Here is a 26,486-nt window from a genome sequence, read left to right on the forward strand (position 1 = left end):
GCCTGGCATTCGCTGTTCATCCGCACGCTGCTGATCCGCCCCGACGCGTCGGATCTCGCCAGCTTCGTGCCGGAGCTCACCATTATCGATCTGCCGAGCTTCCGCGCCGATCCCAAACGCCACGGCTGCAAGTCCGAGAACGTCGTCGCGATCGATTTCGCCCGCAAGATCGTCCTGATCGGCGGGTCCTATTATGCCGGTGAGATGAAGAAGAGCGTGTTCACCACGCTGAACTATTATCTGCCCGCCAAGGGCGTGCTGCCGATGCACTGTTCGGCCAATGTCGGCCCCGACGGCGACACCGCGATCTTCTTCGGCCTGTCCGGCACCGGCAAGACGACCTTGTCGGCCGATCCCAAGCGTACGCTGATCGGCGATGACGAGCATGGCTGGGGCAAGGACGGCGTCTTCAATTTCGAAGGCGGCTGCTACGCCAAGTGCATCAAGCTGTCCCCGGAAGCCGAGCCCGAGATTTTCGCGGCCTCCAACCGCTTCGGCGCGGTGCTGGAAAACGTCGTGCTCGGCGAGCGCACCCGCGTGCCCGATTTCGACGATGGTTCGAAGACCGAAAACACCCGTTCGGCCTATCCGCTCGATTTCATCCCGAACGCCTCGCGCACCGGACGTGCCGGCCAGCCGAAGAATGTGGTGATGCTGGCCGCCGACGCCTTCGGCGTGCTGCCGCCGATTGCAAAGCTGACCCCGGCGCAGGCGATGTATCACTTCCTGTCTGGCTATACCGCCAAGGTCGCCGGCACCGAGCGCGGTCTCGGCAACGAGCCGCAGCCGGAATTTTCCACCTGCTTCGGCTCGCCGTTCCTGCCGCTTGATCCGTCGGTGTACGGCAACATGCTGCGTGAGCTGATCGCCAAGCACAATGTCGATTGCTGGCTGGTCAACACCGGCTGGACCGGCGGCAAATACGGCACGGGAAGCCGGATGCCGATCAAGGTGACGCGCGCGCTGCTCACCGCGGCCCTCAACGGTTCGCTGCGCAATGTCGAATTCCGCACCGACAAATATTTCGGTTTCGCAGTCCCGACCGCGCTGCCCGATGTGCCCAGCGACATCCTCAACCCCGTCAACACCTGGAAGGACAAGGCCGAGTTCGACAAGACCGCGCGTGCGCTGGTCGGCATGTTCCAGAAGAACTTCGCCAAGTTCGAAGCCCAGGTCGATGCCGACGTCCGTGCTGCTGCGCCGGAAGTGAAGCTCGCGGCGGAGTGATCCGAACGTCATTCCCGGAAATGAAGAAGGGCGACCGCAAGGTCGCCCTTCTTTTTTGAACGACACGGCTCTCGATGCGGCCGCTCTGGCTATCGTCCTTGCAGCATCGCGTTTGTGGGCGTCCGGCGGTCGGTGATCTGCAGGCCGAACAGGCTGCCGATCAGTTCGACCGCAACGCGCGCGGTGCGACCGCGCTCGTCGAGGAATGGGTTGAGTTCGACGATGTCGACCGAGCGCACCAGTTCCGAATCATGCAGCAGCTCCATGATCAGATGCGCCTCGCGGTAGGTGGCGCCGCCGGGCACGGTGGTGCCGACACCCGGCGCGACCGCCGGATCGAGAAAATCGACGTCGAAGCTGAGATGCAGCACGCCATTTTTCGCCTTCACGCGCTCGATGACGCGGCGGATCAGTACGCCGACGCCGAATTCGTCGAGCGCGCGCATGTCGGCGATGGCGACGTGGCGGTCCTGGACCAGCTGCTTTTCCAGGGGATCGATCGACCTGATGCCGAACAAATCGAGCTGATCCGGCGTAATCGACGCGCGCGGTTGATCGCCGAGCAAATCGTCAAGCCCGCCTTCGCCGCACAGGAACGCCGAGGACATGCCGTGCATGTTGCCGGTGATGGTGGTGTCGGGCGTGTTGTAGTCGGCATGCGCATCGAGCCACAGCACGAACAGCGGCCGGCCCTGTTCTTTCCAATAGCGCGCGACGCCATTGACCGATCCCATCGAGAGTGAATGATCGCCGCCCATGAAGATCGGCACCGCGCCGGAACGCGCCAGCCCGTAAGCGCGCTCGCTGAGCAGCCGAATCCAGGTTTTCACCTCATCGTAGAATTTGGCGTTGGCTGGCGGCGGTCGGTCGGACGTGACCGTCGATATCGAAAGATTGCCGTGGTCCGCGACGGCAAATCCCAACTGGTCGAGCACACGCGCAATGCCCGCGGTCCGCAGTGCATCTGGCCCCATTAGCGTGCCGGCTTGCGAAGCGCCGATTTCGATGGGGATGCCGAGGAGGGCGATATCGGGCTTTTTGACGTCGGGTTCGGACATGAGCCGCCCTCATATTCAGAATGCGTAGGGTGGGCAAAGCGCAGCGTGCCCACCATTCAAGACGTCACTGTGGATGAATGGTGGGCACGGCGCAAACGGCCTTTGCCCACCCTACGCAGACTCGAACGGAATTGTTCCCTTACGCCTTGAAATACGCGATTTGCGTCGTCGTTGCGAGCAGCCGTCCGTTCGGCGACCACAATTCACCGTTCTGATCGCCATAAGACTTGTGGAAAATCTTGGCGTCGGCCACCGCCAGCACGCGCGTGATGTCTTCCGCCGCGAGATCGGCGGCGTCGGCGTGGAAGTAGGTCGTGATCGACACCGTGCCGAACGGCACCAGTTCGCGCCTGGCGTGGAAGATGCGGCCAAAAAACGCGTCCGACATCGACATCAGCGACAGCGCGTCGATCTTCCGCGGCACCCGGTCGCCGATCCACAGTTTCGAGAACGAATTCGGCTCGGCCGAAGACGCCGATCCCCAGCCCGGCTCGCCCTCGACGAAGCGGAAATCATACTGCTTGACCCAGGGGGCGGCGACCTTCCCGTAAGGCAGCGTCTGCTCGTAGGGTTTTGACGACGGGAACGGCGCCTGCGGGTGCGACCAGGACGGACGCCGCTCGGCGAACACGGCGGTGGCCAGCGTCGCGACCTCGCCGCCATCTTGCGTCATCTCCACGCACCAATGCTGCGTCGAGCGGTTGGCCTTGACCAGGCGTACGTCGAGATCGAAGGCGCCTTGCGCGACCGGCGCGCAGAAATTGACGGTGAGCGACAACGGATCGCCCGACCGTTGCGGATGATCGATCAGCGCCCGCAGGATGGTGGCGGCGGTGGCGCCGCCGAACGGGCCGACAAAGGCCCAGTAATCCTCGCTGGTCTTGCCCTGCCAGCGGCTGTCGCCGGCGGTGACCTGCGTGGCGTCGTCGAACAGATGCGGTGCCTTGGTGAGCATGGATACTTCCGTCATTGCGAGCGATAGCGAAGCAATCCAGAGGCGACAAAGCAAGACTGGATTGCTTCGTCGCTATCGCTCCTCGCAATGACGCTCTTTAGTCAGGCCGGCAGTATCACGGCAATCTTGCCGGATTCAATGACGCCGGAGGTAATGGATTTTCGCCGGTCGGAATTCAACCCGACACGCCGCGTTGGGCATCCTGCTCCTGCACCGGCGCGGTCGGCAGCACCGGCACGTGCCAGATATCCTCGGCATATTCGCGGATGGTGCGGTCGGAGGAGAACCACGGCATCCGTGCCACGTTGAGGATCGAGGCCCGCGTCCACGCCGGCATCACCTGCCAGCGCGCATCGATGCCGCGCTGCGCCTCGTAATAGGAATCGAAATCGGCGGCGCACATATAGTGGTCGAACTGGCGCAGCGTGTGACCGATCGCCTCGAACCGCGCGGGGTCGCCCGGCGAGAAGTCGCCGCTCTCGATCGCGCTGATCGCCCGCGACAGCCGTGGCGAGCGGCGGATCACGTCGGAGGCATCCAGTCCCTGGCGGCGCCGGACCATGACGTCGCCGGCCTCCATGCCGAAGATCGCGATGTTTTCCGCGCCGACATGGTCGCGAATCTCGATGTTGGCGCCATCGAGCGTGCCGATGGTCAAGGCGCCGTTGAGCGCGAGCTTCATGTTGCCGGTGCCGGAGGCCTCCATGCCGGCGGTGGAGATCTGTTCGGACAGGTCTGCCGCCGGGATGATCACTTCGGCCAGGCTGACATTGTAGTTGGCGAGGAACACGATCTTCAGCCGGCCCGCGACCACGGGATCGTTGTTGACGATCTCGGCGACGTCGTTGATCAGCTTGATGATCAGCTTGGCGGTGCGATAGCTCGCCGCCGCCTTGCCGGCGAAGATTTTCACCCGCGGCACCCAGTCGCGCTGGGGTTCATCCTTGATCGCCTGATACAGCGCAACCGCTTCGAGGATGTTGAGCAGCTGCCGCTTGTATTCGTGGATGCGCTTGATCTGGACGTCGAACAGCGCCGACGGATCGACCTTGATGCTGAGGCGCTCGCCAATCACCCGCGCCAGCGCCAGCTTGTTTTGCAGCTTGACGTCGCGGAACTGTTGCTGGAACGAATTGTCGCCGCAATGGTCTTCGAGGCGCTGCAGCTGCGAGAAATCGTCGAGCACGGCTTCGCCGCAGGTCTCGCGCAACAGGCTGGTCAGTTTCGGATTGGCCAGCATCAGCCAGCGCCGGAAGGTGATGCCGTTGGTCTTGTTGGTGATGCGCTGGGGATAGAGATGGTTGAGATCGTGGAACACGGTCTCCTTCATCAGGTCGGAATGCATCGCCGAGACGCCGTTGATGCGGTGCGAGCCGACAAAGGCCAGTTGTCCCATCCGGACCCTGCGGCCGGACCGCTCGTCGATCAGCGACACCGAGGCGCGGAAATCGACGTCGCCGGGGCAGCGCGCCTCGGCCAGCGCCAGATGCGCGGCGTTGATGCGGTAGATGATCTCCAGATGCCGCGGCAGCAGCCGCTCGAACAATTCGACCGGCCAGGTCTCGAGCGCTTCCGGCAGCAGCGTGTGGTTGGTGTAGGACAGCGTCGCGACCGTGATCTTCCAGGCTTCGTCCCAGCGGAAATTGTGCAGGTCGACCAGAAGCCGCATCAGCTCGGTGACGGCAAGGCTCGGATGGGTGTCATTGAGCTGTACCGCGGCTTTTTGCGCGAGGCTGCGCAGCTGCCCGTCGGCGGCAAGGTGCCGCTTGACCAGATCCTGCAGCGAGGCGGAGACGAAGAAATATTCCTGGCGCAGCCGCAATTCGCGGCCCGCTGCGCTCTCGTCGTTCGGATAGAGGAATTTGCAGATCGATTCCGCGCGCGCTTCTTCGGCCACCGCGCCGAGATAGTCGCCGGCATGGAAGGCGTCGAGCCGCAGCGGATCGGGCGAGCGCGCCGACCACAGCCGCAGCGCATTCACATGCTGGCCGCGCCAGCCGACGATCGGGGTATCGTAGGCGACGGCCTGCACGGTTTCGCCGGGATGCCAGCTCGCGCGTTCGCGGCCGCGGTCCTCGACATGGGTGACGTGGCCGCCGAAATGCACCTGATAGACCACCTCGGAGCGCTGGAATTCCCAGGGGTTGCCGAAGCCGAGCCACTCGTCGGGATATTCCTGCTGCCAGCCCTGCGCGATGATCTGGCGGAACAGGCCGAAATCGTAGCGGATGCCGTAGCCGATCGCGGGAATGGCGAGGGTGGCCATGCTTTCCATGAAGCAGGCCGCCAGCCGCCCGAGGCCGCCATTGCCGAGCGCCGCATCCGGCTCGCAATTGCGCAGGTCCGACAAATCGACGCCGAGATCGCCCAGCGCCGCCTCGAACAGCGGCAGCAGGCCCATATTGTTCAGCGCGTCGGTAAACAGGCGCCCGATCAGGAATTCGAGCGAGAGGTAATAGACCCGCTTGCGGCCGGCGTCGTAATTATCCTTCTCGGCCGTCAGCCAGCGGTGCACGATGCGGTCGCGCAGCGCCAATGCCGCGGCCTTGTACCAGTCGCGCTTGGTCGCCATGCCGGTGTCCTTGCCGATGGCAAGCCGCAGCTTGGCGAGGATCGCGCCCTTGATTTCGGAAAGCGCCAGTTCGTCGATCGGTTGGCCCGGCACCGGAAAACTCCCTGCGAATGCTTGTTCTTGCAACGCGTCAATCCCTGCAGCTGAGACTTACAAAAGGATACGCGCCTTGCACCACAACCGAAACCATCCAGACGTTTGTTGTGCACCGCGCTGATATGTTTTTATGCAAGGACCGGGCCGATTTGGTGGCCTCCGCGTGCCGATTTCGGTGCTAGAATGGCATTTGAAAGCGATGATATCACGCCGGTTCAGGGGAGGACGCGCCATGAGATTGATCATCGAGATCGCCGCCGCGACGCTCCTGCTGTTCTGCATCAGCGCCACCAGCGCCGCGCTCGCCGCCGGCAAGGCGGGCAAAACCGCCGATGGATTGGGCTGTTCGTTCAGCGTCGCGAAGAATGCGTCGCCCGCCGCCCGGTGTGCGGCGATGAAGCGGCAATGCGGCGGAAAATTCTACGCCAATTATTGCGGCGGCAAGATGCTGTCGGCGATGTGAGCGACAACGAAGCCAGCCCTCCAGAGAGAATGGCTCCGCCGATGCACGCTGGCTACGAGTTGTCCTCGACAACGTTTATTCCTGCGTCGCTCAACGCCTGCATAATCGCTTCGATATCTTCCGCCTTGGTCGTTGCCGACGGCAGCAGTTCATTGAGTTGATCGAACGTCACAAATCCCCTCGCGCCATAAAGTCCGATGATTCGCTGGATGAAGCCCGGTTCCATCTCTCAATCCTCCTGAATCTTGCCCCTCTACTAATAGGAGGGAGAAACAGGCATCGGATCCGCCGTCGTCGTAGCCACGGATACGGGGCCGCCAGAGTCGTCAAAACATCACATGCCTCTGCTAGCAGGCGGCATGACCTATCTCTATTTGGGCATCGCGATTCTCTCGGAAGTCGTGGCGACAACCTTCCTGAAACTGTCTGATGGTTTCAGCAAGCCGCTGCCATCGCTGGTAACGGTCGCGGGTTACGCGGTGGCGTTCTATTTTCTGTCGCTGACCTTGCGAAGCCTGCCGACCGGCGTGGTCTATGCCGTCTGGTCAGGCGTTGGCGTCGTCCTCATCGCCACCATCGCCTGGGTGTTCCAGAGCCAGAAGCTGGATACCGCGACGCTCTGCGGCATGGGCCTGATCGTCTCCGGGGTCGTCGTCATCAATCTGTTTTCCAGCGCTTCGTCGCAGTGAAGGGGCCGCGGTACTGAAGCATCGCAGCACTCATCAACCTGCCAATCGTATCTCGCTATGCCGCCATGCGCGAACGTCGCCCGCGCTCTCGATATTTCCGGCTTCGGCCAATGCCTGGATGCGCGCAGCCAGCATTTCCGAGTCGATGGGCCATGCAAGGGCTTTGCAGCGAATAGCAATGTCGCCGATAACCGGGGCGGTCTTCTGCCAATTCGGTTCCAGAGCGGAAAAGATCAGTTCGTCGAGATCGGCCTGGGACACGGACTTGGGGAGCACGACATCCGCCCATTGCAGGGTCGAATCGATCGAGGACTCATCGTCCGATGGCGGTCGCAAATCCGGATAGCGATCGTAAATAGCTCGCAAAAGTCCGAAATGCAGCGCGGAAACGATCTCTCCAAGGGGATCGGCGAGTGCTGCCCGATCCTGTTGATCAAGGTCAGCTATGATGGTGCTTGCTCGGTCCATGGCCGCGGCAGCATCGTGCAAGTGCCTGGCAATGTCGGTAGCCTGCGTCCGGTCCATGTCGAGATCCCACAAACTCAACTCATTGGAACAAATTAAGAACACTTTAGCAAGTACTTGATATATCATTGTGATTCGGCGCCGTGCCGACACAATATCTATGGTCTATCACTGGTATCGAGGACTACATGTCCATGTCCACCATCGCCTTCGATCAATTCGCGCTCACCCGTATCGCCGATTTCGCGCGCTCGCTGTCGCGGCTGCATCAGGCCTCGCGCCGCCAGCCGGTCGACGACGACGCCATCGACCGTGAGTTCAACGCCGTCTGCATGTCGGTGTGGGGTTACACGACCGACGATTTCAGCGACGATCTGTTCTCGATCGCCGATCACGCCTGGCTCGATGCGCTCGATGAGGCCCATGCGCGGATCTTTGCCGCCGAGCAGGGTTATGACCTTGTCGACGACCAGGGCATGCTGTCGGACTGGTGGGGCTATTGCTGGATGATCCTCGCCGAAAAGCGCGGCCTGCTGACGCCGGAAAACCGCGCTGCGGCACGTGCGGCGATCGAGGAAAAATATCTGTCGGCGCCGAACGTGATCGGGGTGATCGTCGGGCGGTGATGATTGTGTTTTGTCATTCCGGGATGGTCCGTAAGGACCAGACCCGGAATCTCGAGATTCCGGGTTCGATGCTTTGCATCGCCCCGGAATGACGGCCCTAAGATGTACTGTTGCTATCGTTGACTCGTGCGATCGGCCGTCAGTTCACTTCCGCCCGCTTCGCCGCCTTCGGCGCTGTGCTCTTCGGCACCACCGTCGCCGGCATCGCGATCTCGTTTCGCGTCTCGGGCATCACGGTTTCACTGACCATTTCCGCGCTGACAGGTGCGACCTTCATTTCACCGAGCCGGGCGCGGACGCTGGCGGTGAGGCCGGGATAGGAGGCGACGGGCGTGAATTCGGCGGCCTGCTCGGCGCCGAGGCGGACGCCGGTATAGGCGACGAGGCCGTCGGCGGTGGCGACGACGTCACCCGAGCGCAGCGAGGTGTCGAGCGCGAGGTCGACCGGCGCGAGGCCCGACGGGCTTCTGCCGTTGCAGGTGCAATCGGCGCGCAGCGCCTTGCGGTAGGCGAAGGCGTTTTCACTGTCGGCGTAGCGCTCGCCATTGCTGGCCGACGCGCTGTCGATATTGCTGCCATAGAACACCTTGGTGGTGCTGGCGGGACAGAACGCCTGGCACATCTGAACCGGCGTGGCGTTGCCGCGCGTGGTCAGCGGAAAATACTTGCCGTCGCAGCTGCGGACGCAGAAGGCGGGTCCGGAGCCGGCGACGCGCGGCGCCGGTGCGGGTTGCGCTGGCGGCTGATTGAGGCCGAACGGATCGGCAAAGAAATTCGCCTGTGGCGGGGCTTGCCGCGCCTGCTGTTTCTGGCCGCCGCCAAAGAACATGTCGAACAGGCCTTCGGCCGATACGCTGCCGGGCACCAGCATGAAAGATGCTGCAAGCGTGGCGGCGGCAATAGAGGTCGCGCGGCGCCGCATGCGCGAAAAAGCCAACTCTGTACGCAACGCTAACTCCACCCAACGCAACACTTACGCACCGACGCGCGACAGGCGTCAGTGGATTCACCATAATCCGGGATGGTAAACGAGCTATGAGCAAGCGCTGCGCGGCGCGAAAGAATTGCTTCTCTTCTCCCTCTCCCGCGCTTGCGGGGGAGGGTTGGGGTGGGGGTGTTGCCACGTAACGGATGCTAGAGTTCGGTGAGAGATTTCCCCCACCCGGCGCTTCGCGCCGACCTCCCCCGCAAGCCGGAGAGGTAAAAGAAATCAGCCCTTCAAAAATTCACCGGCCTTGTAGAGCGAACGAAACGGTATGCCCGCATCGGCAAAGGCTTCCGTCGCGCCCTCTTCGCGGTCGACCATGGTGAATACCAGCACGATCTCGCCGCCGGCTTCGCGCACGGCCTCGGCCGCCTTCAGTGCCGAGCCGCCGGTCGTGGTGACGTCCTCGACGATCACGATGCGTTTGCCTTGCAGGCTCTCGCCCTTGGCGAGGCCCTCGACCGCAAGGCGGGCGCCGTGCTCCTTCGGCTTCTTGCGCACGAAGAAGGCCGCGATCGGATGGCCCTTGAGCCAGGAGAGCTGCGCGATCGCGCCGGCCAGCGGCACCGCGCCCATTTCCAGCCCGCCCACGTAGTCGAGCTGATCGTCCTTCAGCGCCTCGTAGGTCAATTCCGCCAGCAGGGCCGCACCCTCGGGGTCGAGCATGGTCGGCTTGAGGTTGAAGTAGAAGTCGCTCTTGCGGCCCGAGGCCAGCGTGATCTCGCCGCGGCCGAACGATCGCTTGCGGATGATCTCGGCGAGGCGGGCGCGGGAGGCTGACTTGGACAAGGCGTATTCCCAAAGGTTTGAGGCGGGCGGCAATCTATCGGTGCTTACAGTCACATTCCAGACCCGATCTGGCCCAATCAACAGGGCGCGGCAATGTGCCGGGCCCCCGCCGGGCGCAGGGGCCCCCTCGGAAACGGCGGTTGTAAGGCCGCAAGCTTCCGCGCTACGGGAAGTCCAAGCTTTATTGGGGGAAACCGTAGATGACCATCGAACTGCACACCTGGAACACGCCGAACGGCCGCAAGATCTCGGTCGCGCTGGAGGAAATGGGACTGCCCTACAAGGTGATCCCGGTGAACATCAGCAAGGGCGAGCAAATGGCGCCCGCTTTCCTCAAGCTCAGCCCGAACAACAAGATTCCCGCGATCGTCGATCCCGATGGCCCGGAGGGCAAGCCGGTCAGCATTTTCGAGTCCGGCGCGATCCTGCTTTATCTCGGCGAGAAGACCGGCAAGTTCCTGCCCAAGCCGCTTAGCGACCGCATCCCGGTCTATGAATGGCTGATGTGGCAGATGGGCGGCTTTGGGCCGATGCCCGGCCAGGTGCACCACTTCATCGCGCTCGAGAACGAAACCAACCGCGCCTATGGCCTGAAGCGCTACATGGACGAGACCCGCCGGCTCTATGGCGTGCTGGACCGCCGGCTCGACGGCCGCGAGTTCGTTGCGGACGCGCTGTCGGTCGCCGATTTTGCCATCCTCGGCTGGGCCTGGCGCCACCCGCGCCACAAGGTGGAACTGAAGGATTTTCCGAATGTCGAGCGCTGGTACAACGCGCTGATGGCGCGCCCGGCGACGAAGCGCGGCATGGAAGCAAAGCTGGATTAACAGAGCGCCGTGCTCCCTTCTTCCTTCTCCCCTTGTGGGAGAAGGTGGCGCGAAGCGCCGGATGAGGGGTCTCTATCCGTGGAGACAGACCCCTCATCCGGCTCGCCGTCGCTTCGCGCCGTCGATCCACCTTCTCCCACAAGGGGAGAAGGAAGGGATCACACTCGCTTCGCCTCGAATGCCATTTTCACCGCCAGCACCGCCAGCACGGTGCCCATCAGCCAGCGCTGCAGCAGCAGCCAGCTCGGCCGCGTGCCGAGAAACAGCGCGATCGATCCGGCCGCGAGCGCGATCATGGCGTTGACGCTGACGCTGATCGCGATCTGGATCGCGCCCAGCGCCAGCGACTGCGTCAGCACGCTGCCGGCGGCGGGATCGATGAACTGCGGCAGCAATGCCAGATAGAGCATCGCGATCTTCGGATTGAGCAAATTGGTGACAAAGCCCATCGCGAACAATTTTCGCGGGCCATCGACCTGCAGCTTCTTCACCTGAAACGGCGAGCGGCCGCCCGGCTTGAGCGCCTGCCATGCCAGCCACAGCAAATAGGCCGCGCCCGCAAAGCGCAGCGCGTCGTAGGCGTAAGGAATGGCGAACAACAGCGCGGTGATGCCGAACGCCGCGCACAGCATATAGAACACAAACCCGAGCGCCACGCCGCCAAGCGACACGATCCCCGCCGCCGCCCCTTGCGTGATCGAGCGCGAGATCAGGTAGATCATGTTCGGCCCGGGCGTCAGCACCATGCCGAGCGAGACGAGGGCAAAACCGAGCAGGGCTGACGTGTGGGGCATGACCAGACTCGCGAGGGGTGCGCGCAGGTTCTAGCGCGCGACACGCCGCGATGTCATTTCGGAAATTGTACGGAGAGCAATTCAGCGGCGAGCACAGTGCGCTCCCTCTCCCGCACTTGCGGGGGAGGGCTGGGGTGGGGGTCTCGCACAGCAACGGGCGTCAAAGTTTGGCGCGAGAGCCAGCACCCGTCGCGCTCTGGCGCGCAAGTGCGCTGCCGAGCGCGTCGAGAGCGAGCTTCGCTCGTCTCGACCCCCGCAAGTGCGGGAGAGGTAAGAATCAATGCGCCTCGTCCCAATTATTCGCGGCTCTCGCATCGACCTGCAGCGGCACCGAGAGCAGCACGGCCGGGAAGGGTGCGTCCTGCATCACGTGCTGCACCACCGGCAACGTTGCGGCCACCTCGTTCTCGGGCACTTCGAAGATCAGTTCGTCGTGAACCTGCAGCAGCATCTGCGCCGAGAGTTTCTTTTCGGCCAGCGCATCCTCCATCCGGATCATGGCGCGGCGGATGATGTCGGCGGCGGAGCCTTGCAGACGGGCGTTGATCGCGGCGCGCTCGTTGAAGGAACGGACCGAGGCGTTGCTCGCCTTGATGTCGGGGTAGTGGCATTTTCGGCCGAACAGCGTTTCGACATAGCCGTTGGCGCGGCAGAAATCCCGCGTCGCATCCATGTAGGCGCGGATGCCCGGAAAGCGCTCGAAGTACTTCTTGATGTAGGCGGAGGCCTCCTCGCGCGCGATGCCGAGCTGGTTGGCAAGGCCGAACGCCGAGATGCCGTAGATGATGCCGAAATTGATCGCCTTCGCCCGGCGGCGTATTTCACTCGGCATGCCCTTGATCGGCACGCCGAACATTTCAGAGGCCGTCATGGCGTGAATGTCGAGGCCGTCGCGGAACGCCTGCTTCAGCACGGGGATGTCGGCGATCTCGGCCAGCAGTCGCAGCTCGATCTGCGAATAGTCAGCCGACACCAGCTTGTGGCCGGGCGTCGCAATGAAGGCGCGGCGGATCTTGCGGCCGTCCTCGGTACGAACCGGGATGTTCTGCAGGTTCGGCTCGTTGGACGACAGCCGCCCGGTGGTGGTAGCGGCCAGCGCGTAGGTGGTGTGAACGCGGTGAGTCTGCGGATGGACATATTCCGGCAGCGCGTCGGTATAGGTCGATTTCAGTTTCGAGACCTGCCGCCATTCCAGAATCTTCTTCGGGAATTCGTGGCCCTGTTCGGCGAGTTCATCGAGGATCTGCGCCGAGGTCGACCATGCGCCGGTCTTGGTCTTGGTGCCGCCGGTGATGCCCATCTTGCCGAAGATGATATCGCCGATCTGCTTGGGGCTGCCGACATTGATCGGCTCGCCCGCGATCTCCTGCAGTTCGGCTTCGACCCGTGCGGCGGTCTGGGCGAATTCGCCCGACAGCCGCGATAACACTTGTCTATCGATCGAAATGCCGCGGCGTTCCATCCGCGCCAGCACGCTGACCAGCGGCCGCTCCAGCGTCTCATAGACCACGTTCATGCGCTCGGCGACGAGGCGCGGCTTCGTCACGCGCCACAGTCTTAAGATCACATCGGCATATTCGGCTGAATAGGCAGTCGCCCTGTCGATCTCGACCTGGTCGAAGGTGAGCTTGTTCTTGCCGCTGCCGACGAGATCGCCATGGCTGAGCACGGCATGACCGAGCCAGCGCTCCGCCAGCCCTTCGAGCCCATGCGCGTTGCGGCCGGCATCCAGCGCGTACGACATCAATTGCGCGTCTTCGACATTGCGCAGGGTGATGCCATGCTGCGCCAGCATCACGGCGTTGAACTTGATATTGAACCCGATCTTGAGAATGCCCGCTGATTCCAGCAGCGGCTTCAGCGCGGCGAGCGCGTCGCCTGGCTTGATCTGGTCGGGCGCAAGGCCGGCGTCGAACAGCCCGGAGCCTCCGCCGGATTGCTTGTGGGCGAGCGGAATGTAGGCGGCGTCGTTTGGTCCCAGCGCCAGCGCAATGCCGCAGATATCAGCCTGCATCGGATCATCAATATTGGCCTGCGCATCGATCGCGAAGTGACCGACATCATGCGCACGCGCGAGCCAGGCCCTGAGTTGATCGAGGCTTCGGATGGTCTGATACTTGGTGCGATCGACCGGAATTTTTCGCGCGGCTTCCGCGCGCGCCGCGGCGAGCGAAATCGGCGTGCCCTTCGGGCTTGCGGCCTTGTCCTGCTTGTCGGCGCCCGGCTTTGCCGTAGCGGGCGGGCTGGCAAAGAGGTCGCCGGTAGCGCCGCCGGCCGCTCTGGCCGTGGCGGGCGCGGCAGCACTCTTGTTGCCGGCCGCGGCTTCCACGTCGGACGGATCGATCTGCGAATAATCGGCAACGCGGCGGGTGAGGGTGGAGAACTCCATCGCCTTCAGGAACGCGACCAGTTTTCGTGCATCGGGCTCGTGCACCGCGAGGTCGTCGAGCGGCACGTCGAGCGCGACCTTGTCGTCGAGCAGCACCAGCTGGCGCGAAATCCGCGCCTTCTCGGCGTTCTCGATCAGCGCCTCGCGCCGCTTCGGCTGCTTGATCTCGCCGGCGCGGAACAACAATTGCTCGAGGTCGCCATACTCGACGATCAATTGCGCCGCGGTCTTGATGCCGATGCCGGGTACGCCCGGTACGTTGTCGGTGGAATCGCCCGCCAGCGCCTGTACCTCGACCACCTTCTCCGGCGGCACGCCGAACTTCTCGATCACCTCGGCAATGCCGATGCGGCGGTCCTTCATGGTGTCGTACATCACGACCTTGTCGGTCACGAGCTGCATCAAATCCTTGTCGGAGGAAACGATGGTGGTGGTGGCGCCGCGCTCGCCCGCGATCCGGGCATAGGTGGCGATCAGATCGTCGGCCTCGAAGCCGCCCTGCTCGAGGCAGGGCAGGTCGAACGCGCGCACGGCGTCGCGGATCAGCGAGAATTGCGGGATCAGATCGTCCGGCGCCGGCGGCCGGTGCGCCTTGTAATCGGGGTAAAGCTTGTTGCGGAACGTGATCTCGGACTTGTCGAAGATAATCGCCAGATGGGTCGGCCGGTTGTCCTCGGGCATGTCGCGGAGCAGCTTCCACAGCATGTTGCAGAAGCCGAGCACGGCATTGACCTGTAGCCCGTCGGATTTGCGGTTCAGCGGCGGCAGCGCGTGATAGGCGCGGAAGATGTAGGAGGAACCGTCGACCAGAAAGACATGGTCGCCCTTGCCCGGAACTTTGGCAGGCGCCTTGGTTTCAGCCTTGGTCTGAGACTTGGTCTCGGACTTGGCGGGGGCGGGTTTGTCGGCTTTGGGGGCTGTTTTCGGCATGGCCGAAATTTAGGGATTTTTGGCAAGGATTGACAGCCTCGGCGGGCGATTTTCCACGCTGTCATCAGCTGCCATTCAGGCTGCTAATTTTCGTCGTCCCGGCGAAGGCCGGGACCCATACCGCGTGATCTATCGATTGAGAAAATCTGGCTGACGCTTCCGCCAAACGAAGGCCGGTGGCTATGGGTCCCGGCCTTCGCCGGGACGACGGTAGAACTACTCCGCGCCTGCAACACCGGGGCCGCCTTTTTGGGCGCGATCCAGAACGCATCGGGGCGGTCGAACAGGAAGTTGGCATGCAGCGCCAGTGCCAGCCGCCAGATCCCCAGCGCGCCGACGACGCCTGCGACGGTGACGATCAGCGAGATCGTGCCGATGTCGATGGATAACCCGCTGCGCAGCAGCAGCGCCCTTGTCGCCGCCATCGGCAGGAAGAAGGCGAGATAGATCACGATCGAATGCTCGCCGCAAAACCGCAGGAAATTGAGCCAGCGCATTCGCGCCAAAAGCGTGCCCATCACGATGATGGCGCCGGCGCCGGCAAATCCCAGCGCGAGCGAGATCAGCGGCCAGTCGCTGTAGCCCTTGATGACCAGGCCGCCATTGATCAAGGCCCACAGTGCCAGACCCGCGAGCGCGAGTGCGGGCTGCGCCCGCGCGCGATCCGACACGGCGAAGACGTAGGAAGCCAGCCAATAACCCGCATAGAAATAGACGAAGCGCGCGCAGAATTCGTCGATCACGGTCCAGCCGGTCGCGACATGCGCCATTTCCAGCAACGCGGCGGCGGCAAAGATCGCCAGCGGCGGTGCGCTGCGTGTCAGTTTTGTGACGACGAAGAAGATCGGCAGCAGATAGATGAACCACAGCGTACCGAACGGCTCGATGAAGGATTCCAGATACAGATAGCCGACATGTGCCCAACCGGTCCCGGCGGCGAAGGACGGCGCCTTGAAGCCGAACTGGATCGTTACCCACAGCACGTAGAAATAGACGAAATGCACCACCTTGCGGTCGAGATATGTGCGCCAGTCGCGGTCGATCACGACCGCCAGGAACAGGCCTGAAATCAGGAAGAAATCCGGCATCCGGAACGGTTTGGCGAACATGACGAGCCAATGCATGAAGCCGGTCTGGCCCGCTGCGGCCTCGACCCCCAGCACCGAATGCATCATCACGACCATGACGATGCAGATGCCCTTGGCATAGTCGACCCAGTCCACGCGTCCGGCCACGAAAGACGTGGCGCGTTCGGCGACAGGCAATGTGCCGTTTGGTGTCATGGATGTCCTGTTTTGGCCCGTTGGCGCCGCATCATCGGCCCGATCCGTTGCTTTCTCCTTTATTCATACAAATGACATGCCGGTTTTCTTGTCGGTTCCTTTGCCGGTTTCTTGCCGTTCTCCGGCGCTTTTCCGGTTTCCTCTTTGCCGCCAAATGCTTTAAGAGGCGGGCAGAATCGGAAGCGAAATTAACCATCAAAAACAGGCTGTTTTCATGCGCATTGCCATGATTGGAACGGGCTATGTGGGGCTGGTATCCGGCGCCTGTTTTGCCGATTTCGGCCACCAGGTTACCTGCGTGGACAAGGACGGCGACAAGATCGCGGCCCTCCTGCGCGGCGAGATCCCGATTTTCGAGCCCGGGCTCGACGCGCTGGTGGCTTCCAATGTGAAGGCCAAGCGGCTGGATTTCACCACCGACCTCTCCGGGCCGGTCGCGGACGCCGACGCCGTGTTCATCGCGGTCGGCACGCCGTCGCGGCGCGGCGATGGTCACGCGGATTTGAGCTACGTGCACGCCGCCGCGCGCGAGATCGCCGCGGTGCTCAAGGGTTTTACGGTGGTCGTCACCAAATCGACGGTGCCGGTCGGCACCGGCGACGAGGTCGAGCGCCTGATCCGCGAGGTCAATCCGTCAGCCGATGTCGTGGTGGCCTCCAATCCGGAATTCCTGCGCGAGGGCGCCGCGATCCGCGATTTCAAATTCCCGGACCGTATCGTGGTCGGCACCTCGGACGAACGCGGGCGCAAGGTGCTTGGCGACATCTACCGGCCGCTGTCGCTCAACCAGGCGCCGCTGATGTTCACGGCGCGGCGCACCGCGGAGCTGATCAAATACGCGGCCAATGCGTTCCTCGCCACCAAGATCACCTTCATCAACGAGATCGCGGACCTTTCCGAAAAGGTCGGCGCCGACGTGCAGGAAGTCGCACGCGGCATCGGGCTCGACAACCGCATCGGCGCGAAGTTTCTGCATGCCGGCCCCGGCTTCGGCGGCTCGTGCTTTCCCAAGGATACCCGCGCGCTGGTGAAGATCGCGCTCGATCACGACGTGCAGCTGCGCATTGTCGAAGCCGTGCTCGGCGTCAACGACAACCGCAAACGCGCGATGGCCCGCAAGGTGTCGAACGCGGCCGGTGGCAGCCTGCGCGGCAAGACGGTCGCGGTGCTCGGCCTCACCTTCAAGCCCGACACCGACGACATGCGCGAGGCGCCATCGCTTCCGCTCATCACCGGGCTGCTCGACATGGGCGCCAAGGTACGCGCCCACGATCCGGTCGGCATCGAGCAGGCGCGCAAGGAATTGCCCGATATCGAATATTGCGACGATCCCTATGACTGCCTGCGCGGCGCGGACGCCATGGTTGTCGTGACCGAATGGGTGCAATACCGCACCCTCGACCTGGAGCGCGTGAAGCGCGAGATGGCCAAGCCGGTCGTGGTGGACCTGCGCAACATCTATCGCCCCGAGGACATGGCGGCCCACGGGTTCACCTATGACAGCGTCGGACGGGGATCTGGGACCGGAGTTTGATGGCGCTTTCTTCCCTTCTCCCCTTGTGGGAGAAGGTGGCGCGAAGCGCCGGATGAGGGGTCTGTATCCGCATCTCGAAATCTTACCGTGAGGAGAGAACCCCTCACCCGTCTTCACTTCGTGAAGCCACCCTCTCCCACAAGGGGAGAGGGGAAGAACCGAGTGCGAGCCATAGTTGCCCCTGACTTTCGACACGCCCCTTCCGATCGACGCGGCACTCCCTGAGCTGACGCGCACGCTGGCGGACCACAACTCCGCGGTGCTGGTGGCCCCGCCGGGCGCGGGCAAGACGACGCGGGTGCCGCTGGCGCTGCTGGACGCGCCCTGGCTCAAGGGCAAGAAGATCATCATGCTGGAGCCGCGGCGGATCGCGGCGCGTGCCAGTGCGGAGCGGATGGCGCGGACGCTCGGCGAGCGCGCCGGCGAGACCGTCGGCTACCGGGTCCGTTTCGGCTCCAAGATCTCGCGCGCGACCCGGATCGAGGTCGTCACCGAAGGGATTTTTTCGCGGCAGATTCTCGATGATCCCGAACTGAACGGCGTTGCTGCCGTGCTGTTCGACGAATTCCACGAACGCTCGCTCGATGCCGATCTGGGGCTGGCGCTGGCGCGCGATGCGCAGACCGGTCTGCGCGAGGATCTGCGCATTCTGGTGATGTCGGCAACGCTCGACGGTGCGCGGGTCGGCAAACTCCTGGGCGACGCGCCTGTCGTCGCCAGCGAAGGCCGTGCCTTTCCGGTCGAGACGCGCTATCTCGGCCGCAAGTCAGACGCGCCGCTGGAGCGGCAGATGGCGGACGCGATCGCAACCGCGCTGCGCGCCGATCCCGGCTCGGTGCTGGCGTTCCTGCCGGGCGCCGCCGAAATCCGCCGCACGCAGAATTTTCTCGGCGAGCGGGTCCATGACGCAAGCGTCGAGATCGTGCCGCTGTATGGCGCGCTCGATGCCGCGGTGCAGGACCGCGCCATTCAGCCGGCGCCCAAGGGACAGCGCAAGGTGGTGCTGGCGACCTCGATTGCCGAGACCTCGCTGACCATCGAGGGCGTTCGGATTGTCGTCGATTCCGGCATGGCGCGGGTGCCGCGCTATGAGCCGGATATCGGCCTGACCCGGCTGGAAACCGTGCGCGCCTCGCGCGCCGCGGTCGATCAGCGCCGCGGCCGCGCCGGCCGCACCGAACCCGGCGTGTGTTACCGGCTGTGGGACGAGCCGCAGACGGCATCGCTCGCCGCCTATACGCAGCCCGAAATTCTCTCGGCCGATCTGTCCTCGCTGGTGCTCGACCTCGCGCAATGGGGCGTGCGCGATCCCGCGACATTGGCGTTCCTCGATCCACCGCCGGCGCCTGCGTTGAAGGAGGCCAACAGTCTGCTTGCCGAACTCGGCGCGCTCGATGGTGACGGTCGGATCACCGCGGAGGGCAAGAGCCTGCGTGCGCTGGCGTTGCCGCCGCGGCTGGCGCGCATGATCGTGGACTCGCATCGCGCCGGCGCGGGCAAGGAGGCCGCCGAGATCGCCGCTGTTCTGACCGAGCGCGGCCTCGGCGGCGACAGCATCGATCTCGATTACAGGCTGGATCAATTCCGCCGCGACCGCTCACAGCGTGCGTCGAGCGCGCGCAGCCTGGCGCAGCGCTGGGCCTCACAAGTGGCGGCCGAAGCGCCGCCTTCTTCGCCGCAAGCGGACGGCGATCTGAGCACCGGCGTCATGCTGGCCTTTGCCTTCCCCGACCGGGTCGCGCGCAACCGGGGAAACGGCAGTTTTGTGCTCGTCAACGGCAGGGGTGCGGCCGTGGAACAGACCTCGTCGCTGGCGCGCGCGCCCTATATCGCGGTCGCCGAACTGACCGGCACCGCCGCGCAGGGCCGCATTCTGCTGGCGGCGCCGATCGCGCAGGAAGAGATCGAGTTGCGCTTTGCCGATCAGATCGAGAACACCGAAGAAATTTCGTTCGAGCGCGGCGCGATGGCGTTGCGGGCAAGGCGCAAGAAGAGCCTGCATGCGATCACGCTGTCGGAAGCGCCAATGGCGCTGTCACCTTCTGCGGAGACCGCAAAAATCTTCGCCGCCGGACTGGTCGCGGCCGGGCTCGACAGACTGCCGTGGTCAAAGGCGTTAAAGCAGTGGCGCGACCGCGTCATGTTCCTGCGCAAGGCGGAAGGCGACAGCTGGCCAGATCTGTCGGACGACGCGCTCGCTGTCACAAGCGAGGCGTGGCTGGAGCCCGTTCTCTACGACAAGACTTCGCTGAAGGACCTGGCGCCCGGCGATCTCTCGGACGCGCTGATGTCGCTATTGCCATGGGATTTGCGCGCGCGGCTGGAGCGCGAGGCGCCGACCCATTTCGAGGCCCCGACCGGCACCATGCTGGCGATCGACTATGAAGCCGAGCAGGGGCCGACGATTGCCGTGCGGCTGCAGGAATTGTTCGGGCTCAACAGCCATCCCTCGATCGCCAAGGGCGCGGTGCCGCTGGTGCTGGAACTGCTGTCGCCGGCGCAGCGGCCGGTGCAGGTGACGCGCGATTTGCCGGGGTTCTGGCGTGGCAGTTACGCAGCCGTGCGTTCCGACCTGCGCGGCCGCTATCCCCGCCATCCCTGGCCGGAAGACCCGGCCAATGCCATGCCGACGCGGCGGGTCAAGCCGCGCGGCACCTAGGCTGTCATTGCCGGGCATAGTGGTCTGCCTTGAGCAGACTACGTAAACTTGTCTGCGCCCCCGGCAATCCATCGCATAATGAAGGCATTTTACGAAGATTGATGGATGCGCGGGTCAAGCCCGCGCATGACAGGCTTGGGCGTTAACACTTCACTCATCCTTTTCGCCAAAATGGCAGCCTCGGCCGGCGTTGTTAGTCGCGGCTTGGCCGGCGCCGTGGTGTTATCGGCGGTCTGGCCCAAATGTAGCGTATCGAGTGTGCGTCATGCGTAACCTGATGATCTTTGCCGCCATTCTGGTCGGCCTCGGCGGCTTCATGGGACAGATCGCGGACAAGATCGCGCCGACGCTGGCATCCGCCAATGCCAAGCCACAGAAGGTAGAAACGGCGACGGTCGCGCAAGCCAGCGGCCGCAGCCTCAGCATTCCCAGAGACGCGCGCGGCCATTTCCAGACCGATGGCCGGATCGATGGCCAGCGCGTCGACTTCATGGTCGACACCGGCGCTTCGCTGGTGGCGCTGAACGAGAAGTCCGCGGCGCGGTTCGGCCTGCGTCCCTCGCGAGGCGACTACAACGCGACCGTCACCACCGCCAACGGCACAATCAAGGCCGCGCGCTCGCGGATTGCCATGATTGACCTCGGCGGAATCGTGGTGCGCGACGTCGACGCCATGGTGCTGCCCGACGAAGCCCTTTCGGAAAATCTGCTTGGTCTGTCGTTCCTGTCGAAGCTGAAGCGTTTCGAGTACGCCAATGGCCGACTGGTGCTGGAGCAATAAAGCGTTTTCGAGCGAAGTGGATGCCGGTTCGCGTGAAGAAAGCGCGTCAAAACAGGAATTTAGAGCTTCAGTTCTGATGCAATCAGAGCTGAAGCTCTAGGCAGTTCTGCCTTCAAATCCGCCGCAATTAATCGCCAAAAGCCGCTAATCCCGCCTTCCGCTGCAGTCAGGCTTTCGCTAAGCCTGCGGCGCTGCCCTTCTGTATCTCAAGAGGCCATCCCCCATGTTTCCGAAGCCGAAATCCATGCTGGTTCCGAATACCTATGCCTATGAATCCGAGCCGATGGTGAAGGCGACGGGTTTTCGCGAATATGACGCGCGCTGGCTGTTCGGCAAGGAAATCAACCTGATGGGCATTCAGGCGCTGGGCATGGGGCTCGGCGCGCTGATCGCGGAACGCGGCGTCCAACAGGAAATCGTCACCGGGCACGATTTCCGCGGCTATTCGGCCTCGATCAAATACGCGCTGATTTCGGGCCTGATGGCGGCGGGCTGCAAGGTGCACGATATCGGGCTCGCGGTGACGCCGATGGCCTATTTCGCGCAGTTCGACCTCGACGTGCCCTGCGTCGCCATGGTCACCGCATCGCATAACGACAATGGCTGGACCGGCGTCAAGATGGGCGCCAACCGGCCGCTGACCTTCGGCCCCGATGAGATGACGCGGCTGAAGGAAATCGTGCTCAACGCCGATTTCAAGAACAAGGCCGGGGGCTCCTATCAATTCCACGAGAATTTTCCGGCGCGCTATATCGCCGATCTCACGGGGCGCCCGAAGCTGAAGCGCAAGCTGAAGGTCGTGGTCGCCTGCGGCAACGGCACCGCGGGCGCGTTCGCGCCGCAGGTGATGGAAGCGATCGGCTGCGAGGTGATCCCGCTCGATACCGAGCTTGATCACACCTTTCCGAAATACAATCCGAACCCCGAAGACATGGAGATGCTGCATGCGATCCGCGACGAAGTGCTGAAGCACAAGGCCGATGTCGGCCTCGGCTTCGACGGCGACGGCGACCGTTGCGGCGTGGTCGACAATACCGGGGAAGAGATCTTTGCCGACAAGGTCGGCGTGATGCTGGCGCGCGACATGTCGGCGATCCACAAGGATGCGTTGTTCGTGGTCGACGTGAAGTCGACCGGACTTTTCGTCACCGATCCCGTGCTGCAGAAGCAGGGCGCCAAAACCGAGTATTGGAAGACCGGCCATTCCTACATGAAGCGCCGCACCAACGAGCTTGGCGCGCTGGCAGGCTTCGAAAAGTCCGGGCATTTCTTCTTCAACAAGCCGTTTGGCCGCGGCTATGACGACGGCCTGGTTTCGGCGATCGCGATCTGCGAGATGCTCGACCGCGCCACCGGCAAGTCGATGGCGGATTTGAAGGACGCGCTGCCGAAAACCTGGTCGTCGCCGACGATGTCGCCGCATTGCGCCGACGAGACCAAGTACGGCGTCGTCGACGCCGTGGTGAAGCATTTCGAGGCGCTGCAGAGCAAGGGCGAGAAGGTCGCGGGCCAAAAGATCCGCGATCTCGTCACCGTCAATGGCGTGCGCGTCACCGTCGAAGATGGCAGCTGGGGCCTGGTGCGGGCGTCTTCCAACAAGCCGGAGCTGGTGGTGGTGGTCGAGAGCCCGGTCGCCGAGCAACGGATGCACGACATGTTCGAGGCCATGAATGTGGTGCTGCGCACCCATCCCGAAGTCGGCGAATATAATCAGACGATTTGAGCCTCGTCATTGCCGGGCTTGACCCGGCAATCCATCTCCTTGTGAAAGCGCTCTCTTGAAGATGGATGGATACGCGGGTCAAGCCCGCGTATGACATTTGTGCACGTGGTGCCTACGCCGCGTGAAGCGAGCCGAGGAAGCTGTCGACCTCGGATTTCAGCCGCCCCGATTGCGACGACAGGCCATTCGCGGCGTCGAGCAACCGTGCCGTCCCGCGGCCGGCGTCATCGGAAGCCCGGCTGACGCTGAGGATGCTGTCGTTGACATCCCTTGTGCTATTCGCGGCTTGCTGCACGTTACCGGCGATTGCGCGCGTCGCGGCGCCCTGCTGATCGACGGCCGCGGCGATTCCGCTTGAGATCTCATCGATCTCGGCGATGGTGCCGCTGATCACCTGGATGGCGTTGACGGCCTCGCCGGTGGCGGCCTGGATGGCTTGAATCTGCGCGGAAATTTCCTCCGTCGCGTTCGCGGTCTGATTGGCCAGCGCCTTGACTTCGCTCGCCACCACCGCAAATCCCCTGCCATGTTCGCCGGCGCGGGCGGCTTCGATCGTGGCGTTCAGCGCCAGCAAATTGGTCTGGCTGGCGATGCTCTGGATCAGCGTCACCACTTCGCCGATCTTCTGGGTGCCGGCGGCAAGTCCCTCGACCACGGAGTTGGTGCGACGCGCCTCTTCGGCGGCCTTGTTGGCGATCTCGGCGGAGCGCGTCACCTGCTGGGCAATGCTGTTGATCGAAGCCGCGAGCTCTTCGGTTGCCGATGCCACCGTTTCCACGTTCGCCGAGGCCTGCGTCGATGCGGCGGCGACCGTTGCGGTCTGCCGCGAAGTTTCAGCGTTGCTTTCGCTCATCGAAGCCGACAGTCCCTGCATCTCGCTGGCTGCCACGGCGACGGCCTCGACGACGCCACTGATCCTGCGCTCGAAGCCGGCGGACAGTTCGCGCCTTGCCGCATCACGGTCGCGCTTGGCTTGTTCGGCCATGTTGCTGTCGGCAGTGGCGCGCGCTTCGGCAGCGCTTGCCCTATCGGCCTCCGCGGTCTTCCGTGCCGCCATTTCGAACAAATGGGTGACCGTGGTCGTGAGCCAGATCAACACGCCTGCCTCGATAAGGAGGATGACGGCGTGGAGAACGACGCGGCCAAAGTCGGAGCCGCCGGGATAGACCGCGGCCGGTAGCAGGAAATTCAGCGTCAGGTGGTGTAGCGCGACAGCCGCCGTACCGACGACGATCGGCCGGTAGTCGCAATAGGCGACCAGACAGGCCAATGCGGCGAAGAAGTACATGTGCATGTCGACCTGCCAGCGATGTCCCGCGAGCTGGAAGACAAACATGGCGACATCGGCCATCAACGCGACGGCAACGATCAGGCGGGTGGAAGGTCCGTTCCCCGACATGCGCCACGACAAGGTCGCGGCCAGCGCCATTGCGGCCATGAATGCGGCCGGTACCAGCCAGTCGGCGTCGCGCGCCATGCCGATGACGAGAGCGATGGGGACATGCAGCCAGAGCACCGCGAGCAATATCTTGCTGGCTGTTTCGCGCAGGATTACCAGGTCTTCGCTTTCGAAGGTCATTCCCAGCTCCCAAAATGTAGGTCGTGAGGTACGCGTCTATTTCGTGAAGCAGGCCGCGATCGCCTGCGGGTCCATGGTCAGCCAGGCGCCGGCTTTGCGCAGTTGTGTCAGCCCGTCATTGTCGTCCGGTCGCACGATCAGAAGGGCCGGAACGGCGGTCGTCCTGACGATGGCGGCGTTGGCGGACGCGGTAGCAAGGAACGCTTGCTGGTCGCTCCACCATGGCGGGAAGGCCACCGCCACGACCTCGGCGCCGGTCCTGACCTGCAACGACAGTGCTGCTACTCCGATCCAGCTCGCGATCAGGAGCGCGGCAGCGTTCAGCCAGACAGGCCGTCGCGTTGGAATGATTTCCCCCCGCTCCATCACAAAACAATATCGTGACGAAGCTAACGGCGCGTAAACCTTCGGCGTAAGGTAGCGTTAGGGGGATGTCCGGCTGTTAGGCCGCCGGCACCGGCAGGGCGGTGACCGACTTGATCTTCTCCATCGCAAAGCGCGAGGTGACGTTCTTCAGCGGCACGGCGCTGATCAGCTTTTTGTAGAACACGTCATAGCTCGCCATGTCGGCGACCACGACGCGCAGCATGTAGTCGACGTCGCCGGCCATCCGGTAGAACTCCATCACCTCGGGCATGGCGCTGACGGCGCTGGCGAAGGTCTTCAGCCAAGCTTCGGAATGGTCGGAGCTCTCGACCGAGACGAACACGGAGATGCCGAGCCCGATCTTGTTCTGATCGACCAGCGCGACCCGGCGCAGGATCACCCCGTCGGCTTCGAGCCGTTGGATGCGCTTCCAGCATGGCGTCGAGGACAGCCCGACCCGGTCACCGATCTCGGCTACCGACAGCGAGGCGTCCTCCTGCAGCACCGTCAGGATTTTGCGGTCAATGGCGTCAAGACGGCGATTGGCTTCGTGAAGCTGGACTGCGATGTCGGTCATGAGAAGAATGTTCCATGAATAAGGCTTTCATTCCTCATATATAGAAAAATCTTCTATAGCAAGCCTATCTTATTGGCCGGTCGAGGCCGGGCTCGCACTCTGGCCGTGGCTCAAAAGCTCTTCAACTTCAATACGTTGCGGAGCAGCGAAGGCGCCGCCAAAGCGGGTGCATTTCAGGGCTGCGGCAGCCGAGGCAAACCGAAGCGCCTGCCGCAATTCCTGCCCCTCGGTGATCGCGAGCGCGAAGGCGCCGTGGAACACGTCGCCGGCGCCCAGGGTGTCCACCGTGTGGACCGGGAAGGCCGGGGTTTCCTGGATGGCCTGATTCTCGTCGAGCCAGATGGTGCCGCGCGCACCGCGGGTCCCCGCCAGGAACGACTTGGTCAGTTTGGCGATCTTCTTCAGCGCTTGGGCGTCGTCGGCGACATCAGCGGTCTCCTGCAGCGGCTCGCTCGAGAACACCAGATGCGAAGACGCATTGAGCAGCCCCTCCCGCAGCGACATCGCGCGGTCGACGTCGACGATCACAGGAATGCCGCGCCTTTGCGCCTCGGCGCACAGATCCGTGCAGAATTCAGCGCAACGGCTCTCGATGAGAATGGCGGCACAATCGTCCAGCAGCGTGTCGAAGTCGGGCAATTTCACATGCCACAGCTCTGGATCGCGGAAGGTCACGATGGTGCGCTCGCCGGAAGGATCGATCATCACCGCCGAGATCGGCGTCACCAGGCCGGGCATATGGATGAGATGTTTCGTCTCGATGCCCTCATGCGCCATCTGATCGAAGATGAAGCGACTCGATGTTTCCCTGGCATCGCCCATCGGCCCGCAGATCGAGGCGCGGCCACCGAGCCGCACGATGCCGATCGCGCCATTGAGCGCGTTGCCGCCGCAGATTTCGTCGAATGCGGTGGCGTTCTCCTTGGAGCCGCGCCCAGGAACACCTGGCGTGTGAAAGGTCAGGTCGCGCACCGGCATACCGATGCACAGGATGCGCGGCGGGGTTTTGGGCGCCTTATCGTGAAAGTTCATACCGGAATCCGTCATGCCGGTTCCGCCATGTGCCGGAACCCGGAAGAGAGTCCGGGGATAATGATTTGGTCCATGGGAGAGTTCCCG

General features: G+C 63.4%; 22 protein-coding genes and 1 pseudogene. 9 read left to right on the plus strand and 14 right to left on the minus strand.

Annotation, left to right across the window (positions count from 1 at the left end):
• Positions 1–1,227 (plus strand): phosphoenolpyruvate carboxykinase (locus JQ629_RS01440; protein ID WP_212410650.1); only part of this gene is annotated, 1,227 nt, incomplete at its 5' end.
• A gap of 89 nt (positions 1,228–1,316) precedes the next feature.
• Here the strand turns inward: JQ629_RS01440 and rocF are convergent.
• The 3 genes from rocF to JQ629_RS01455 form a co-directional block, all read right to left on the minus strand.
• Positions 1,317–2,285 (minus strand): arginase, encoded by a 969-nt coding sequence (rocF, locus tag JQ629_RS01445; RefSeq protein ID WP_212410651.1) that lies wholly within the window; start codon positions 2,283–2,285, stop codon positions 1,317–1,319.
• A 139-nt stretch (positions 2,286–2,424) separates the two neighbouring features.
• Entirely contained in the window at positions 2,425–3,240 is an 816-nt protein-coding gene (locus JQ629_RS01450; RefSeq protein ID WP_212410652.1) for an acyl-CoA thioesterase, read from the minus strand.
• 175 nt (positions 3,241–3,415) lie between these two features.
• Positions 3,416–5,938 carry a glycogen/starch/alpha-glucan phosphorylase gene (locus JQ629_RS01455; RefSeq protein WP_212410653.1) on the minus strand — a complete coding sequence of 841 codons (2,523 nt, stop codon included), beginning with the start codon at positions 5,936–5,938 and terminating at the stop codon, positions 3,416–3,418.
• A gap of 202 nt (positions 5,939–6,140) precedes the next feature.
• Between JQ629_RS01455 and JQ629_RS01460 the strand changes: the two genes are divergently transcribed.
• A complete protein-coding gene (locus JQ629_RS01460) occupies positions 6,141–6,371 on the plus strand; it encodes a hypothetical protein (protein ID WP_212410655.1) in 231 nt (76 codons plus the stop codon).
• A 64-nt stretch (positions 6,372–6,435) separates the two neighbouring features.
• Here the strand turns inward: JQ629_RS01460 and JQ629_RS01465 are convergent.
• A pseudogene (locus JQ629_RS01465) lies at positions 6,436–6,597 on the minus strand (RNA polymerase sigma factor region1.1 domain-containing protein); the annotation flags it as partial.
• Between the two features lie 133 nt (positions 6,598–6,730).
• Between JQ629_RS01465 and JQ629_RS01470 the strand changes: the two are divergent.
• Complete coding sequence (locus tag JQ629_RS01470; protein WP_212411003.1) at positions 6,731–7,060, plus strand: DMT family transporter; 330 nt, start codon at positions 6,731–6,733, stop codon at positions 7,058–7,060.
• Positions 7,061–7,093: 33 nt separating this feature from the next.
• On the opposite strand, the gene JQ629_RS01475 is transcribed toward JQ629_RS01470, so the two are convergent.
• Positions 7,094–7,585, minus strand: a complete 492-nt coding sequence (locus tag JQ629_RS01475; RefSeq protein ID WP_212410660.1) for a DUF3658 domain-containing protein — start codon at positions 7,583–7,585, stop codon at positions 7,094–7,096.
• A 134-nt stretch (positions 7,586–7,719) separates the two neighbouring features.
• On the opposite strand from JQ629_RS01475, the gene JQ629_RS01480 reads away from it, so the two are divergent.
• Positions 7,720–8,151: a hypothetical protein gene (locus JQ629_RS01480; protein ID WP_212411004.1), complete on the plus strand. Its 432-nt coding sequence runs from the start codon at positions 7,720–7,722 to the stop codon at positions 8,149–8,151.
• A 139-nt stretch (positions 8,152–8,290) separates the two neighbouring features.
• On the opposite strand, the gene JQ629_RS01485 is transcribed toward JQ629_RS01480, so the two are convergent.
• Entirely contained in the window at positions 8,291–9,100 is an 810-nt protein-coding gene (locus JQ629_RS01485) for a DUF2865 domain-containing protein (protein WP_502752162.1), read from the minus strand.
• Between the two features lie 261 nt (positions 9,101–9,361).
• The gene (pyrE, locus tag JQ629_RS01490) at positions 9,362–9,925 is read right to left on the minus strand and encodes an orotate phosphoribosyltransferase (protein ID WP_212410662.1); all 564 of its coding nucleotides are present in this window, start codon (positions 9,923–9,925) and stop codon (positions 9,362–9,364) included.
• 200 nt (positions 9,926–10,125) lie between these two features.
• On the opposite strand from pyrE, the gene JQ629_RS01495 reads away from it, so the two are divergent.
• Positions 10,126–10,752: a glutathione S-transferase family protein gene (locus JQ629_RS01495; RefSeq protein WP_212410664.1), complete on the plus strand. Its 627-nt coding sequence runs from the start codon at positions 10,126–10,128 to the stop codon at positions 10,750–10,752.
• A 158-nt stretch (positions 10,753–10,910) separates the two neighbouring features.
• Here the strand turns inward: JQ629_RS01495 and JQ629_RS01500 are convergent, their stop codons facing one another.
• The 3 genes from JQ629_RS01500 to JQ629_RS01510 all read right to left on the minus strand — a co-directional run bounded on the left by JQ629_RS01500 (position 10,911) and on the right by JQ629_RS01510 (position 16,148).
• Positions 10,911–11,546, minus strand: coding sequence for a LysE family translocator (locus JQ629_RS01500; RefSeq protein ID WP_212410666.1), 636 nt, complete (start codon positions 11,544–11,546; stop codon positions 10,911–10,913).
• A 277-nt stretch (positions 11,547–11,823) separates the two neighbouring features.
• A complete protein-coding gene (gene polA / locus JQ629_RS01505; protein ID WP_212410668.1) occupies positions 11,824–14,865 on the minus strand; it encodes a DNA polymerase I in 3,042 nt (1,013 codons plus the stop codon).
• Positions 14,866–14,948: 83 nt separating this feature from the next.
• Entirely contained in the window at positions 14,949–16,148 is a 1,200-nt protein-coding gene (locus JQ629_RS01510; RefSeq protein ID WP_212410670.1) for an acyltransferase family protein, read from the minus strand.
• 214 nt (positions 16,149–16,362) lie between these two features.
• Here JQ629_RS01510 and JQ629_RS01515 point away from each other — a divergent pair, with 214 nt between their 5' ends.
• From JQ629_RS01515 to JQ629_RS01530, 4 genes are all read left to right on the plus strand, one after another.
• The gene (locus JQ629_RS01515) at positions 16,363–17,682 is read left to right on the plus strand and encodes a UDP-glucose dehydrogenase family protein (RefSeq protein ID WP_212410672.1); all 1,320 of its coding nucleotides are present in this window, start codon (positions 16,363–16,365) and stop codon (positions 17,680–17,682) included.
• Positions 17,683–17,857: 175 nt separating this feature from the next.
• Positions 17,858–20,341: an ATP-dependent helicase HrpB gene (gene hrpB, locus JQ629_RS01520; protein WP_212410674.1), complete on the plus strand. Its 2,484-nt coding sequence runs from the start codon at positions 17,858–17,860 to the stop codon at positions 20,339–20,341.
• Positions 20,342–20,606: 265 nt separating this feature from the next.
• Positions 20,607–21,122 carry a TIGR02281 family clan AA aspartic protease gene (locus tag JQ629_RS01525; RefSeq protein ID WP_212390305.1) on the plus strand — a complete coding sequence of 172 codons (516 nt, stop codon included), beginning with the start codon at positions 20,607–20,609 and terminating at the stop codon, positions 21,120–21,122.
• A gap of 223 nt (positions 21,123–21,345) precedes the next feature.
• A complete protein-coding gene (locus JQ629_RS01530) occupies positions 21,346–22,845 on the plus strand; it encodes a phosphomannomutase/phosphoglucomutase (RefSeq protein ID WP_212410676.1) in 1,500 nt (499 codons plus the stop codon).
• A 112-nt stretch (positions 22,846–22,957) separates the two neighbouring features.
• Here JQ629_RS01530 and JQ629_RS01535 read toward each other — a convergent pair whose 3' ends face one another.
• The 4 genes from JQ629_RS01535 to JQ629_RS01550 form a co-directional block, all read right to left on the minus strand.
• Positions 22,958–24,424 carry a methyl-accepting chemotaxis protein gene (locus JQ629_RS01535; protein ID WP_212410678.1) on the minus strand — a complete coding sequence of 489 codons (1,467 nt, stop codon included), beginning with the start codon at positions 24,422–24,424 and terminating at the stop codon, positions 22,958–22,960.
• Between the two features lie 36 nt (positions 24,425–24,460).
• Positions 24,461–24,790: a hypothetical protein gene (locus JQ629_RS01540; protein WP_212410680.1), complete on the minus strand. Its 330-nt coding sequence runs from the start codon at positions 24,788–24,790 to the stop codon at positions 24,461–24,463.
• Between the two features lie 76 nt (positions 24,791–24,866).
• Complete coding sequence (locus tag JQ629_RS01545; RefSeq protein ID WP_192739183.1) at positions 24,867–25,367, minus strand: Lrp/AsnC family transcriptional regulator; 501 nt, start codon at positions 25,365–25,367, stop codon at positions 24,867–24,869.
• Positions 25,368–25,436: 69 nt separating this feature from the next.
• On the minus strand, positions 25,437–26,399 hold the full coding sequence (locus tag JQ629_RS01550; protein ID WP_212410683.1) for a sugar kinase: 963 nt from the start codon (positions 26,397–26,399) through the stop codon (positions 25,437–25,439).
• Positions 26,400–26,486: the final 87 nt, after the last annotated feature.

Origin of the sequence: Bradyrhizobium sp. AUGA SZCCT0222 (genome assembly GCF_018130205.1) — a bacterium.
Lineage (GTDB): Bacteria > Pseudomonadota > Alphaproteobacteria > Rhizobiales > Xanthobacteraceae > Bradyrhizobium.